The organism is Aporhodopirellula sallentina SM41 (assembly GCF_000346505.1).
Lineage (GTDB): Bacteria > Planctomycetota > Planctomycetia > Pirellulales > Pirellulaceae > Rhodopirellula > Rhodopirellula sallentina.
In genome coordinates, this window is sequence record NZ_ANOH01000210.1 from 1 (window position 1) to 14,340 (window position 14,340).

11 protein-coding genes are annotated in these 14,340 nt (G+C 53.6%); 1 reads left to right on the forward strand and 10 read right to left on the reverse strand.

Annotated features, from left to right (window positions below):
• The 9 genes from RSSM_RS13765 to RSSM_RS13800 form a co-directional block, all read right to left on the reverse strand.
• Positions 1-4,536, reverse strand: a 4,536-nt coding sequence (locus RSSM_RS13765; RefSeq protein WP_144059798.1) for a hypothetical protein, incomplete at its 3' end; no start/stop codon positions are given.
• A gap of 75 nt (positions 4,537-4,611) precedes the next feature.
• A complete protein-coding gene (locus RSSM_RS13770) occupies positions 4,612-5,838 on the reverse strand; it encodes a type IV pilus modification PilV family protein (RefSeq protein WP_008679646.1) in 1,227 nt (408 codons plus the stop codon).
• 2 nt (positions 5,839-5,840) lie between these two features.
• A complete protein-coding gene (locus RSSM_RS32470) occupies positions 5,841-6,995 on the reverse strand; it encodes a pilus assembly FimT family protein (RefSeq protein ID WP_008679648.1) in 1,155 nt (384 codons plus the stop codon).
• Positions 6,995-7,225: a hypothetical protein gene (locus tag RSSM_RS33170; RefSeq protein WP_008679649.1), complete on the reverse strand. Its 231-nt coding sequence runs from the start codon at positions 7,223-7,225 to the stop codon at positions 6,995-6,997. The genes RSSM_RS32470 and RSSM_RS33170 overlap by 1 nt, the downstream gene beginning before the upstream one ends.
• On the reverse strand, positions 7,222-8,298 hold the full coding sequence (locus RSSM_RS13780; RefSeq protein ID WP_008679651.1) for a type II secretion system protein: 1,077 nt from the start codon (positions 8,296-8,298) through the stop codon (positions 7,222-7,224). The genes RSSM_RS33170 and RSSM_RS13780 overlap by 4 nt, the downstream gene beginning before the upstream one ends.
• A complete protein-coding gene (locus RSSM_RS13785) occupies positions 8,295-9,365 on the reverse strand; it encodes a type II secretion system protein (protein WP_008679654.1) in 1,071 nt (356 codons plus the stop codon). Before RSSM_RS13785 ends, RSSM_RS13780 begins: the two co-directional genes overlap by 4 nt.
• 271 nt (positions 9,366-9,636) lie before the next feature.
• Positions 9,637-11,076, reverse strand: a complete 1,440-nt coding sequence (locus RSSM_RS13790) for a type II secretion system F family protein (RefSeq protein ID WP_008679656.1) — start codon at positions 11,074-11,076, stop codon at positions 9,637-9,639.
• 105 nt (positions 11,077-11,181) lie between these two features.
• The gene (locus tag RSSM_RS13795) at positions 11,182-11,538 is read right to left on the reverse strand and encodes a four helix bundle protein (RefSeq protein WP_008679658.1); all 357 of its coding nucleotides are present in this window, start codon (positions 11,536-11,538) and stop codon (positions 11,182-11,184) included.
• A 120-nt stretch (positions 11,539-11,658) separates the two neighbouring features.
• Positions 11,659-13,380: a GspE/PulE family protein gene (locus RSSM_RS13800; RefSeq protein WP_008679663.1), complete on the reverse strand. Its 1,722-nt coding sequence runs from the start codon at positions 13,378-13,380 to the stop codon at positions 11,659-11,661.
• Here RSSM_RS13800 and RSSM_RS33740 point away from each other — a divergent pair.
• Positions 13,379-13,525 carry a hypothetical protein gene (locus RSSM_RS33740; protein WP_008679661.1) on the forward strand — a complete coding sequence of 49 codons (147 nt, stop codon included), beginning with the start codon at positions 13,379-13,381 and terminating at the stop codon, positions 13,523-13,525. The genes RSSM_RS13800 and RSSM_RS33740 overlap by 2 nt on opposite strands.
• 191 nt (positions 13,526-13,716) lie before the next feature.
• On the opposite strand, the gene RSSM_RS13805 is transcribed toward RSSM_RS33740, so the two are convergent.
• Positions 13,717-14,340: type IV pilus twitching motility protein PilT (locus RSSM_RS13805; protein ID WP_044302521.1), on the reverse strand; the 624-nt coding region annotated here is incomplete at its 5' end.

The following is a 14,340-nucleotide window of genomic DNA, read 5'->3' on the forward strand; positions in this document are numbered from 1 at the left end:
CCGCGTTTGAACGTAGTCAAAAATGCGAGAGAAGTTTAATGCATCGTTTGCGTTTGTTGGGAGATGCGAGAAATTCAGGAGGTGAGCAAAGGGAGCGTGGAAATTAACTAATTCGTCGGTTGTAGCTGCTGCCGCGAACAACGTCGGGATCTTCGTCGCTTGCCCAACTCCAGGCGTGTACTCCGTTGGGATGGATGGAGATGTGCTGTCGAGTGTAAATGTGTCAGTGTCGACAACTGTAACCGTATAAACGCCATCAACCGGAGGGTCTCTCAGGACACCTTCAATCTTTACTGTATCTCCAGTTTGAAAGCCATGGTCTTGAGCGGTGATGGTCAATAATGCTGGAGGCGACATTGCCGTTGGAACTGGATCAACGACTGATATGGCAGCACCTTTTGCAACTGTGAATTCGTGAAAGAGACGGCCTGGGGAGCTCGCGGGTACAAGCATCAACTCGAATGGCGTAGCAAATGGCCGGTTGAGCCAAGAATGTTTCGCGAACGGTATGCGTGGGAAGTTGCGCTCGCTTCCGGTGATTGCTGTAGAACCGGCTTCACTGCCGATGCTGTCGGTAAATCCTTCGAAACCTGGGTTCGCGGTTGTCTCATTGGTGTTCAAGAACCCCAAAGAGCTATAGTGGCTCGCATTGGTTCCGTTTAACGGGTAGGCGAAATAGGCTTGTTGAGTTTCGTCTACCGAGGTCATCGGGTTGTCAGGAGCATTGGTCGAATACGAGTAAAGTGCATTGACTCGATCTCCATCAATCATCCCATCTTTTTGTCGGCTGCGGCGTGAGAAAGTGGCTGCAGTGACAATGTTGCTGATTTCTTCTTCACCACTGAAGACATTCAAGTCTACAGTCATCCAGTCAACTGTGATGTATGGATTCGCCGTTGAATCGTATGGTGACAAGGGGTCCGCAAGACGCTGTAAAAACAGCGAACAATAGCTAGGGATTGTTCCGAGGGCAATTTCTGGTCCTGCCCCCACAGGTGCCGACGATTCTGGAAGACGACCACGTGAGAGATCAACAGGCTCGTCGATAGCTGTCTTTGTCGTTGATGCAAGATCGACGTATGCATCTTGGACGGGGAACGCCGTCGGATCTGAACTGAGGTAGGACGCCGCGGTCGGTTCAGGGTAGTACGTTGCGGACAAGGGCAGTGGCTCTGACACGTTAAGACCAACCAGCCCATCTACAAATCTAGTCGCAGGCCATCCCGTGGGGCGGTAGGTCTGCCCGATGATAGGTAAAGCCTCGGTGTACTTCGTGGTGTTGGTGAAGGTTGTCATCTTCGCAACATCATCGAGCCCGTAGTGAAGAACCCCGTTCGAGGCAGATGAGACAAAACGCTGGTAGCTGCGTTCTTCTGGCAGGGCGCCAGTTGAAGTTTGCGATCCAAGGTATGTCGTGGTGCGAGGGGAAATAACAGCATACTGACCCGGTGATAAGAGCAAGGATCCCGAAGTTGACATAAATGTGTTTGTTGCATCCTGCGACGGAATCGTAGTTTCGGCGAAAAGGGCCGTAAGGTTGGCCTGGGAATATGGTTGAAACCACATGAACCTATCGAGTGTTAACGACGCTGACGGCGCCGTGTTGAGTGGATCAAGTTCAGATGGCTCAAAACTTATCGATTCGTAGTCTGAGTTCTGCAAACGAAGTGGATCATTAAGCTCATTCCCAGATGCAGCGTATTCGCCCGGCTTAGCATCAAAATGCGGTTCACTGATCGCGAGCCTCCAAACAGGAACGCCATAGGTTTTCATGGGGCCTGCCGGTGCTTCTCTTGAAAGGTCTAGCTGCGGTATTGTGCCAGTGAGGTCATACAATTCCTGAGGAAACCCCGCTTTGGTGCGATGGTCTTCCGTACCTGTGATTGGGTCATTAGGAGCGGTTCGCGGGCAAAGCAACTCGACAAAAAGAGATCCTTGCGGAAGGCGAACCTGGTCGGAGTGGTCATCCGGCGTAATTGCATCGCCGATTTCTGTCCCGTCGCCATTGTCTAGGTCTGTGTCACGAACTCTAACGTCATGGAATGCCAGCGTTTCTGTGATTAGTAACTCGGGTTGTTCGACGCCGAAGACTGTCTCGGTCGGCATCCATCCTGAAGCGTCAAAAGGGTCCGGGTCGTACTCAAACCGAGTCATGATGGAATCAGGATCTCGGAAGTCGACAACGTTCACAGCCCACTGTGCTAGTCGATTTGCTCGAAACTTGTCCGCATCTACAGTTCCCGTATCGACGACCGGCAGGTCCTTTCCATCCGTCAACGCCATCATCAATATGTAGAGGTGCTTGGCTAGCAGTTGCCGTGCTGAGAGCGTGTCGTTGAAATTGTAGTCAGGAGCAGCAGTGTCAAAATTGGTTGGAATCGTCGTCGTAGGTGAGCCGGCGGCTATTGCAAATGCATTTGTTTCAACCTCGCTTGGTTCGTCAATTACTCCGTTAACAGGGCTCGAGTTGTCGACTCCATTGCCAAATGGACGGTTCACGTCAATTCGATTGCCCAGGCGCAATTCCGGCGCGATTAATGATTCAACTGCAGTAGTGGGGACCGATTTCGTGTTGATCAACCAGTTCGCGAGAGAACCATAAACAGATGGCGGTGTCGATGCTCCTGAAGCAGGCAACTCGAACAATGGCGGACTCGAATCAGATACACTGATTGTCGTGAATTGCCTTGCGAGCGTTGCGTAGTTGCTAAGACCAGAGATGGGAGACGAAAGCGTTTGCGAATAATTTTCGCCATCAAAGAAATTAGAGCGAAGGATCGCCTCCAGATCGTTGAGATCAAGTGCGGAATCACCCGCAATGTTCCCGCGAGGATCAAACTCGTATGGGTCATTGATCGACTCGTCAATCAGTTCATTCGCTGTAGTCATCGTGTCGTCGGCTCTAATTGTTGTGCCCGCTTCTGCAAGCAACAACCCTCCTGCGCGATCGACGGCCAAGCCGCCGCGACCGTACGGGTCTATCGACATTCCATATCCATTGTCGAATGCGTGTTGCTGTGGGCGAGTACCGTGTAGCACGATGTCGCTCGCGTCATCATCCACCCCCGAGCCACCTGGAACGTGCTCTGGCGCAGTAGCGAATTGTACTGTGTCTTCGTATCGCCCGATGATGGTATTGCTTAGTTGAGGCACCGGGATAGCAATTTCGGCTGGACCGTATCCGAGCCCACGATAGGCCGTCCGTTGGTTAGCTGCGTTTCCAAATGCGTTTCGTGTTCCTGCCCATTCAGCATTTTGGGAATCAACTCCCGCGTCGGTTGCTGTAATAGCAATGTTATGGTGGGCATTGATGTTTAGTTTGCCACCTAGATCCTCTATCATCACTGCGGCCAGTGGACGCACCAATTTGCCATCAGGAGTTGTGATCAGAGGGAGGCCTAGATCTATCCAAATGCTATCTGGTATTCCATCTGCGTCGTTGTCGACGTCCCACGATGGTGTGGCGGCGCCGGTCAAGACACGTGCTAGCTGATTCAGCTTTGCACTGGTGTCGATCGTTAGAGGTACACGCAGGGCAAAGTTCGGGTTGCCTCCGGTGAACGTTTCATTGACAGAATTTGCAGAACTGAGATAGCTTCTGTGAGTAGGAAGTGGGCGGAAGGTCGCACGGGAAAGGCTGGCGAAAAGGTTGCGTTGCTGTGCCGCTGTTGCCGAACTCCAGGGAGTAACTTCGTTTAATATGTAGTTCACAACAGATGGGCGATGGAACGACGGGATTACCGTACCGTCTTCATGCCGGTAGGATAAGAACCAGTTGTTGAAATCTGCTGCATCGTACGGCTCATCAAGATCTCGGAAACTAGTTAGATCTGTTAGTGCTGATTTGTCAAAAACCGCTATTCTGTGGTTGGGCTGCAACGCTACAGGAAGATCGAATCCGACAAACGATGTGTCCCCAGCAACGGCGGCATGAGATGACGTCGTCTCAGTGCTGGTCTGCGTAGCAGGATCGAAGCCGAGGCCGGGTGAATTTCGCGGGACCCCATTCATTCGCAATGTGTTGCCAGTGATGGGATTGGGGAGTTCTCCGATTTCAAATACGAGTTCATGGCCTGTCGTGGTTCCGCCCGCAGTGACGTGAAACGATCGGAGAAGTCGAAATGAGCGATTGGTTAGTGGACCATTCGTGAACGTGATAATGCGTCCAGCATAAAGGTCATCCAAAGCCCGGTTTGCTAGGCCAGTTACCTCGAATTTTGTGATGCCGTCTATGTTGGTGCCAACAGTTCCAACTGTTAGGTCATGTGCATCTAACCGGCCGTAGTAGTCACTTAGTAGGTCTTCCCCGTAGAAAGGATCCGTCGGAACATTGGTTCCTCGAATCAATGTCATCAGTGCATCGTCGATAATGCCGTTGACGTCGGGGCGGTGGATGTTGCGTGCTGATATAGTGAATGAAGACTGGCGAGATTGATTACTGAACACCAAGTAAGCGGCGATCAAAACGCTGAAGAAGGTCAGCGAACTGAGGACGACTAGAAGGATGATGCCACGTGGCGATTGCTTGCGGTTCATCGGATAACTCATGCGAAAAGTTGTCGCTGCTGGGCCAGTAGCGACGTGGAGAAGAGATTGCGTCGAGCGGGGATGCTAGAAGCCTGTTAAGGAGATGGTTGTTTCCTTAACGGCCACAACATTCTCAACTAGAGTTGCGTAGGTGAGTGAGTTGTCGGACGCTGCGGTTGGCACGCCTGTTGCGAACTGCCAATCAGGTCCGTCGAGTATTACATTGCGCGACCATACCGTGGTATCGGCGGCGCGGTCCTCGGAGGTATCTGCGTCGGGGATGGAAATTCCATTGACAGTTTGATTGTTAGTTGGCGTGTAGAGCACTGCGTCCCCGTCGGTACTGACGACACGATACCAACGGTGTACTTGAGAGGCTGTTCGTTCGGTCGGGGTTCCTGAGGGCGCCGTCGTTCTCGACAGCATCACCCAATCTCCGCTAGATAAGTCCGATAGCGTCGCGCCGGAAGACAAAAGCTGAACCGACCCGCCCGCGCCTCCTGAAAACCCAACGCCGTTGACGGCAATCGATATGCGTTCAGCAGTCGCGTTGTCTCGAGGGCTTTCCGCGACTGCTGACGGGAACTGTGTAACCCGTTCCCTCGATTCAAACACTACAACTGCCATCGAAGCGTATTGAGAGTTCACGTCGGGATCGACAGTTATTAACCAACTATACGCACCGGTAGGGATGCGTTTCCCAAAGAGAAATGCGTTCGAAGACGTTGCCGTTAACGTTGTGAGAAAAGAGGGAACCGTTCGGTCTTTTGGACGCAGTTGTGGCAGATCGTCGGGGCTTTCAGTCAAAGTCCTGGCAATTTCGAACTGCTGGGCGTCTGTGATGGTACCAGCAGTTTTAAGGTCTGCCAGCATTTGCAACCCTACTCGTTGCATTCGCGGTTGGCCGGCGAAACCCGGTGTTGCGGTGTAGGATGAAGACGGGTCGAATAATGGGTCGTGATTCAGGCTATAGAATGGAAAGACAGACGAGTCGTATTGCTCGAAAGACGGAACTGCTGCGCTGTTTACAAAAAATGGGTCAACGCAAAACGGTTGGATGGTTGTGCCTGTTCGGAGACTTGGTCCGTTCAAGGCAGTATCACGAATCAGGTCACGCGCCAGTACCTCGTTCGCAATAGAATTTGAGATTCTCGCAGAGGTATCAAAATCCAGAGAATCCTGCGCACGTCGACCGGCGAGTGGCAATATTGAGGTGAGACCAACTAATCCAATTAGAATTACGCCGATCGCGAAAGTCACCTCGATGAGGCTGACGCCGTTCCTTGGAACTGTGTGGATGTGATTAGGCATGATTATTCTGCGATCGTATCTGAGTAGGTGGCGAAGAGGCGTGCCTCTTGCAATGCAGTGCCATAGTCGCCATCGTTAGGATCCGTTGGATCCGTCGGGATAGTATTGACGGAGGCCATCGCGACTGTACTTACCACGCCAGAGGCGGGGTTAATGACCAGCCAAAGCGAATCAGGTTTTCGAATATTTGTGGTTAGTGTTCGACCAGCAGCGAAGAGGCTGTCACGATCGGATGCTGCACCTTCGATCGAGGCAACACCATCAACTTCACCCAAACAAAAAAAGATCAAGCCGGTCGGATAAAATCTTGTGTTTGCGGTGTCATAAATCACCTGAGTTACAGCACCCTCCGAATTGAAAAGGATGTCGACGGAGCGTGGGGTGACGGCTGAACTTGTGTCAGGCGCAAATTCGCTGCCACCTAATCCAATTCCTGAGTAATTCAGGTCGATCGCCATGCCTTTCGGAAGCGATAGAACATTGCTCGATGATGGTACCGGACTGCGGTGGATTCGATATTTCACTCTACCGCCAGATGACGAGGATGCTCCTGCCAAGGGAAAACGATCTACGTACACTGAACCTGTCGGATTGAAATTTTCGGACAGATCAAACGTGATGGGTACAGACATGCCTGATACTGCCCCAATTGCTCCGATGGCAACAGTGCGGCCACCTGCTAGCTCCAACATGTCCCCAACCTGGATGGGGGCGAGATGATCATTGTCGGTCGGGGTGTCATTCAAAAGTTCGGAACTTAGATATACCAATGGGCTGTCTGCAGTGTCGAATGATGCAGAGCTTATCGGCGAGCCAGTTAGTGTTGCTGTTGCATCAGCCGAGTCTCCCGAATACGCCGGGACACCGAGCAATTGTCTCAGGCGAACACTTGTCGAGCGTCTGAAATTCACGTCACCCAAACGTTCGAACCGAACTCCAACCGTACGCCCTTCGCCAATTGCTCGACTGCGAGCAGCGTTGACAAACGCTTCGATGCTTTGGGCGGTTCTGCTGACTTTCTGGTCGCTAATTAGACCTTTCACAATTGGAAGTGAGACAGACACTAGAATCATGAAAATCAACAGGACGACCAATAGCTCAACAAGCGTGAAGCCGCGATGCGTGCGCTTTCTCAATAGTTGATTAATGGCAAGCATTATTGGTTGTCCTGGAGCGAGTAATTGCTGATGTTATCGGCTCGGTTTTCGAGTTCGATCGATCCGGGAAGGTCTTGTCCAGGAACAAGGCAACTTGGGTTGGCAGCACGAAAACGTCTTAGGTACGGATCCGGGAAACTGTATAAACCATCGGCATCGATTCTGCCTGCGTGTTCGACGCCCATGAAACCTTTGCCATCGGTTGAGCTCGCTCCCGTGGGGATGTTCAACGAGGAATCTGAATAAGAAAATGTCTGCAGGGGCCTGCCCCAATTGAGGTGTATGGCGACATTGCAATGCCGAATTCACCATCAGCCCCAGCAGACAAGATCAATGGTCTCATCGACCAGGGTTTGACTGCGGTGTTGCTATTGTTCACATCTGTCGCATCTGACGTCTTGGCTGTTGAACTGTCCTTTTCCGCGTATGCATAGTCCGCGCGGAATAGATCAAAATCATCAGGATTGTTTGCGTAGTAATCCGGACTCGTAGGGTCGGAGGTGCTGTCTGACGGAAAGTATCCAACTGGCCATCTGACGAATCCGATGGGGACGCCCCATCCATCAAGGATTTCTGGCAGCCAGTCCCCGTCTGTATCACCGATATTTGATGAAGGGATTGCAGAGATGGCTGGGGTCCCTCCGTCGAATGAGTTTGACATGATCATGAAAAGGCATTCTGCACTCTGGTTTTGCAGGATTTGTGCCGTGGTAGCGGAGGGGTTAGTAGATGCGTATCTATCCTGGTAGTTTGCGACCTTTGCCGAGGACGAAAAGTTTACAACTAGCGCTTTTCGGGCACTCAAATCATTTCGCCGCCCCACAATATTGTCAGATGCGTCGATCAGTACCGGGCTCGCAGCTGCCCAGATATTCGAGGGAGTGGGTGCTGTCGTTCCGGCCCCAAAGTCACTAAACCGATCCGGTAGCTCCATTCTTTGCAAGTCACGTAGCATGATCAGTCGCGCTCGAGCTGCCTCCGCCACTAATACTTCTCGTCCTAATTCATTTGTTCCCAAGCTTTGCAGCAGCGTCGGGATTTGCACGGGCAACGGTCTGTACTTATAGGACTCGTACTGCTCTTGGATCACGCTGTCACACGCAGCAATAATCGTGCGTGTGCGCGCTGCTCGTGCACTATTGGTAACGCCTTGTACGGCAGCGAGCACCATGCCGCCCATTAGGCCAATGATGACCATTACCACCAGGATTTCTACGAGCGTAAACGCTTCCCGATTTCTTGATATTGACGTCGGCTTAGGGAGCGACGAGCTTAAGAGATCAATTTTGCAATGTCTGCTCATGGTAGGTCATCCACGATCGCAGCGTTACTGAAGTTAGTAATGTTGTCTGGCGTAAAGTTCTCGAGACCACTGCCTATAGCACCATCTTGATACTTCGAAACTCCAGATACTTTTAGGCCGCCCGGCGTCGACACGCCTGTTTGTGGAGCGATGGCCTCGCCGCTTGGGTATTGGAAATAGAGCGGTCTATCGACGGTGTCGGTGAGTAGGGAATTGTCGACCAAATTGACACTTCCAAAGTTGTCATCCAGTCCTGCTGAGATAACTTGGAACGTGTCAGGGTTCATGAACTCCCATGAGCTAAGTGCCGCAGTAAGCGAGGCGAAGTTACCACTGGTCGTTACGTTTTTGGGCGTGTCTGACACGTACGGACGCACAAAACCAAATTCGGAATGGCCGAAGCCGTTCATTCCCAACGTTGCATCTTCTTTGCGGTAGGTTCTCGCATCGAAGTAGACAAATGGAGCTCCATCTTCGCGGGCGATGTAGGTCGCCGCGAGGTCTCCAGTCCCAGACTCTTCTGAAGACAGATAACGGTTCGTTGGGCTCAACGCCGCTGAGGCGTTCACGCTGCCAATCGTCAATCGTGCTGCGTCAAAGTCAAAAAGCTTGTTTGTGCGATCGGTGTTGATCTGGTAGTTGGATGGCTTCTGACGTTCTGTGCTCGCCGCCGCGTCGTATGTGCCGCTTCCAACCCATTCGAGGGGGCCGCCTGGTCCCGTGAATGGACGCTGTACATCTTTGCTATAGCCACCCAGGCACCAAACCAATGCTTCGGCGCGATCGATGGCCGAAGCATCAAAAGAGGCTCCTGTTCCAATCATTGCGTCAAGAAGGCCAGCGTCATCTGCTGACATGCGAGGGAACAACTTTCGATAATGCCTATCGACCACTGACTTGTCGCTGAAATCAGGCGGGTAGTCTCCGTATGTCAACTGGTATTGGTCGATCGCCGATGCGATGGAGTTGAGTTCCATCTTGATCGCAGTCGTCTTCGCTCTAGTGAGACCAATCGTGATCGCTGGAATCGCAATACCCATCAGGATCCCGATGATCACGATCACCACGAGGATTTCGACGAGCGTGAAACCGGATTTGGAGGGGGCGGTGATTTTTGAGATGAGGTGGTCATGGGCGACGAGCCTTGGGAGGAAGAGGCGGTTGGGTGATTGCTGTTAGCTGTTAGCTAGTGGCTAGTGGCTAGTGGCTAAACGCTTGAGATTAGGATTAGGAGTAAGATTATGATTAAGACTGAGGTTGGGATTGGGGGGTGGGCTGTTCGCTCGTTGCTGTTAGCTAACAGCAAAAACTGTCAGCTAACAGCCGGCCGCGAATGGCTTAGGTCAATCCGGTGATCAGTTCCACGAGGGGCATGAAGAGCGAGATGACGATGAAACCGACGGCGACCCCGAGGAATACGATCATCAAGGGCTCCATCAACGCCGTGAGGCTGTCAGTCATGATTCGGACTTCTTCGTCGTAGGTGTCGGCGACTTTGTAGAGCATCGTGTCGAGTTCACCGGTTTCTTCTCCGACATCAACCATGTTGACGACGAGGTCATCGACGACCCGGCCTTTGATCTTGGTCAAGTAAAACAGCACGCACAGCACCATCCCGCCGGCGATCATGTACAAGGCTAGGAACGTCAGCGTTTGCACCATGTTGTCTTTGTCGAGCTTGCTGCCTTTGCTCGTCAGCGCGACGCTCATGACCATGATGCCGGGGAACGAACCGAACAACGCCCAGAACACGGCGGCCATGGGGTGGAACCCGAGGACGGAGTGTTCCCGCAGTGGTTTGCTGATGACTTCCCCTTCGCGGATCTGTTCGGCGACCTTGGTGTAGAGTTTTTCGAACATCGCGTTGCCCGCGGTCTCGCGGGTGATGTTGAGCCCTTCCATGATCGGCACCCCGGAACTGATCAGCGTCCCGAGTGTTCGTGTCGTCCGGGCGAGAATGTTCTTTTCGATCAACGCACCGAAAATGGGGACACGCAGGATAAACATGTCGAACCCGATGCGGCCGTGTTTGAATTTCCGCATCAGTTTGACGAGGATCAACGCACACACCGGCATCGCGATCAACAGGAACCAGTAACCGGCGATGTAGTTACTCATCGCGATCAGCAGTAGGGTTGGGGCGGGTAGCGTGAGTCCGAACTCGTCGAACATCTTTTCAAACGTCGGAACGATGAACAACATGATGAACGTCAGGATCAGGATCGCGACCGTGACGACGATGACCGGGTAGATCAACGCACCTTTGACTTTTCGTTTGAGCGACTCGGCGCTTTCGAGGAAGTCGGCGAGGCGGTTGAGGATGGTTTCGAGGGCACCACCGGCCTCACCGGCTTTGATCATGTTGACGTAAAGTCGGTTGAAGACTTTGGGGCACTTCGCCATCGCTTCGGAGAGCGTCGAGCCGCCTTCGATCTCGTCGCAGACGTCCATCAGGGCGTTCTTGAGTTTGCCGGGTTTCTGGTTTTGCTCGAGAATCTTGAGGCTGCGGAGGATCGGCAACCCGGCGTCTTGAAGGATCGAGAGCTGGCGGGTGAACGCGCAGATGTGTTTGGTTTTGGCGCCACCGATCGCGAAGGGGCGTTTCTTCTTCCCGGCCGCGTCGACGGCACTGGCGGCTTGCTTTTTGACGGCGATCTTCGTGACGAAGTATCCCATCTGCCGGATGGTGGTTTGCGCTTCGTCCTCGTTCGCGGCTTCGATTTCGTCCCGGATCTCTTGTCCGGTCGCGTCCATCGCTTCAAAGGTATAAGTGGGCATCGCTTCGCTCTGGCTGGGATTCTTTTTTAGCTATTAGCCACTAGCCTCTAGCTGTTAGCTTCTTAGCAAACGGAATTTTGAGGATCTTGTTACTTCTGAGTCTTCTTAAACGCTTCGCAGTTTTCTCGTGAAGCTGGACAACATGCGTTGCACTTCATTGATCTGTTGAAACGATTTTTCATACGTGTCGTGGTCGATGTAGTTGAGGTCTCGGGCGAGCAGCAGTTGGTAGTCCGCTTCGCATGCCGAGCCCATTGCGATGTCGCAAAAACGAGCGAGTTCGGTATCGGTGCCTCGACCACAACCTTCGGCGAGGTTTGATGGGATCGACGCGGCAGACCGGCGTAGTTGGGAGGTCAGGCCAAACCGTTCATCGCTTGGGAATTCGCGTGTTGCCGAGTAGACCCCAAGCACAAATCGGTGTGCTTTTTCCCAAACCATCAGGTCACGGAAATTTTTCATCGTTTGGCTTTCCTATGTGTGAGGTTTAGGGGTTGGGAGTCAAGGAGGCGTTCGGTTTCATAATGAGCTAACAGCTAACAGCTAACAGCTAACAGCTAACAGCTAACAGCTAACAGCTAACTACCCATCGACCACGGTTTCTCTCACGATTTCGTCGAGGGTGGTGATTCCTTCTTGGGCTACTTTCATTCCGTAGTCGCGGAGGGTGATCATTCCGTCGGCTTGGGCTCGGTCGCGGAGTTCGTCAGTGCTTTCGCCGGACATGATCATTTCGCGGATCGCGTCGTTCATGACCATTAATTCGAACAGGGCGATCCGGCCTTTGTATCCGGTGTTGTTGCAGTTCTCGCAGCCGGTGCCTTTGAAGTAGTCCGTCTCTTCGACTTCTTCGCGGGTGAGTCCGAGTTCCATCAGCAGGTCCGTGCTGACGCGTGTTTTTTCACGGCACTTGGTACAAATCCGCCGCACGAGTCGCTGGGCCAGGATGGCTTCGACGGTCGCGCAAATCATGAAGGGTTGGATCCCCATGTCGGTCAGGCGGGTGACCGTGCTCGGTGAGTCGTTGGTGTGCAGGGTGCTAAAGACGAGGTGTCCCGTCAGTGCGGCTTGGATCGCGATCTCGGCGGTTTCGAGGTCGCGGATCTCGCCGACGAGGATGATGTCGGGGTCCTGCCGCAGGATTGCGCGGAGGCATGACGCGAACGTGACGCCGGCACCGGAGTCGATCGGGATTTGGATGATGCCGTCAATGTCGTATTCGACCGGGTCTTCGGTCGTGATGATTTTCTCTTTGGGGTCGTTGAGTTCGCTCAGCGAGGAATACAGCGTGGTGGTTTTTCCCGAGCCCGTCGGTCCGGTCACCAGGACGATGCCGTTGGGGCGATCGATGGCTTTGCGGAACAATGCGATTGTGGTCTCGTCCATGCCGACGTTGTTGAGCGACAAGTCGACGACCGAACGGTCGAGCACCCGCATGACGGTGGACTCGCCAAAGATCGTCGGCAGAACGCTGACGCGAAGGTCGACCGGGTGACCACCGACCATCAATTCGATCCGGCCGTCCTGCGGCATGCGTCGTTCGGCGATGTCGAGGTCAGCCATCACCTTGATCCGGGTCGTGATCGCGAAGGCGAGGTGACGTGGCGGGGGAACCATTTCGTAGAGCACGCCTTCGGATTTAATCCGGATGCGGAATTCGTCTTCGAACGGTTCGAAGTGAATGTCCGAGGCGTGGTCTTTAATCGCCAAAAGCAAGACCATGTTGAGGAGTTTGCGAACCGGGGCGGAGTCGGCCAGTGCGGCCGCGTCGGTAATGCTGAACTTCTCTTGATCGAGAACACTGACGGCGGCTTTGAGTTCTTCGTCTTCGGCGAGTTCGGCGACGAGCTTCTCGACGCTCTCCGCTTCGCTGTCGTAGTGTTTGGTGATCGTTTGGTTGATGTCGCGTTCGGTCGCGACGACGACGCGAATGTCGTAACCGAGGAAGGTCCGCAGTTCGTCTTGGATGTTGAGGTTTTGAGGGTCGCAGGTTGCGATCGTCAGGGTGTTGGAGTTGTCATCGAACTGGACCGGGACGCAGCGATAGAGCTGGGCCATCGTTTCACTGATCCGTTCGAGCACCTCGGGAGCGATGGTGGCTTCCTCGAGCGTGACAGTCTGCATCCCCATCTGCTCGGCGAGGCCTTGGATGAGTTGCTCATCGGTGACGAGCTGCATGTCTTCGGCGACCTTGCCGAACAACGCGCCGGGTTGCTGTTCTTGCTCTTCGAGCACGATCTGGAGTTGGTCGTCGGTAAGGAAACCGAGGTCGACAAGGATCTGCCCGATACGACGTTGTGACATGGCAAAAGGTGTTTGGCGGCGGTCGGTGGCGGGCGAATCGTTTCGCGGTGCCGGTGACCTGGTGAATGAAAATGGCGGCGGGCCGCCGTGGTTAGGTTTTGTGTTGACGTTCGCGAGGTGCGAAGTTTGGTTGGGGATTGGTTAGTCGGGGCCCTCCCCTCGCTTGATCCTCCTGGAGGGAGGGTGAAGTGGTTGTTTGGTGCGGTTTGCGATTGAGGGCTTGGACTAAGAGATTGGGGGTGTTGGGGGGTAACGCCGTTCGGCTGATGGGTGTTGTGTGGGGGTGTGATTAATGATTAGGAGTAGGATTAAGATTAAGAGATTGTGGGTGTTGTGTTATTCGTCGGCGGCTTCGCCGTTTTCTTCGATGCCTTTGCGGGCTTGGACGATTCGGCGGGCGAGGTCGTCGGGGTTGTGTGCTTTGGCGAGCACGTCTTCGACGGTGACTCGGTTTTCTTTCCAGTGAACGAACAACGCGTCGTCCATGAGCTGCATGCCGAATTTGGCACCGGTCTGCATCGACGAGTTGATTCGGAATGTTTTGTTTTCGCGGATCAGGTTCGAGATCCCCGAGGTGACCACGAGGACTTCGTAGGCCGCACATCGGCCGCCACCGATCTTGGGCAGCAGCGACTGGGCGACGACTCCGATCAGGGTCGACGCGAGCTGGGTCCGGATCTGGTCTTGGAGGTTGCCGGGAAACGCGTCGATGATCCGGTTGACCGTGCCTTGGGCACTGTTGGTGTGCAGGGTGCCGAAGACGACGTGGCCGGTTTCGGCCGCGCTGATCGCCGCTTCAATGGTCTCGAGGTCACGAAGCTCGCCGACGAGAATGACGTCAGGGTCCTGGCGCAATGCCCGCCGGATCGCTTCGGAGAAACTCGGTACGTCGACGCCGACTTCGCGTTGGTTGATCGTCGACTCTTTGTGTTCGTGATAAAACTCGATCGGGTCTTCGAT

Excerpts from the sequence above, each read along its gene's own strand:
- RSSM_RS13770 (WP_008679646.1), bottom strand. The coding sequence starts at position 5,838 with ATGCCTAATCACATCCACACAGTTCCAAGGAACGGCGTCAGCCTCATC.
- RSSM_RS32470 (WP_008679648.1), bottom strand. The coding sequence starts at position 6,995 with ATGCTTGCCATTAATCAACTATTGAGAAAGCGCACGCATCGCGGCTTC.
- RSSM_RS13780 (WP_008679651.1), bottom strand. The coding sequence starts at position 8,298 with ATGAGCAGACATTGCAAAATTGATCTCTTAAGCTCGTCGCTCCCTAAG.
- RSSM_RS13790 (WP_008679656.1), bottom strand. The coding sequence starts at position 11,076 with ATGCCCACTTATACCTTTGAAGCGATGGACGCGACCGGACAAGAGATC.
- RSSM_RS13795 (WP_008679658.1), bottom strand. The coding sequence starts at position 11,538 with ATGAAAAATTTCCGTGACCTGATGGTTTGGGAAAAAGCACACCGATTT.
- RSSM_RS33740 (WP_008679661.1), top strand. The coding sequence starts at position 13,379 with ATGGCAAAAGGTGTTTGGCGGCGGTCGGTGGCGGGCGAATCGTTTCGC.
- RSSM_RS13800 (WP_008679663.1), bottom strand. The coding sequence starts at position 13,380 with ATGTCACAACGTCGTATCGGGCAGATCCTTGTCGACCTCGGTTTCCTT.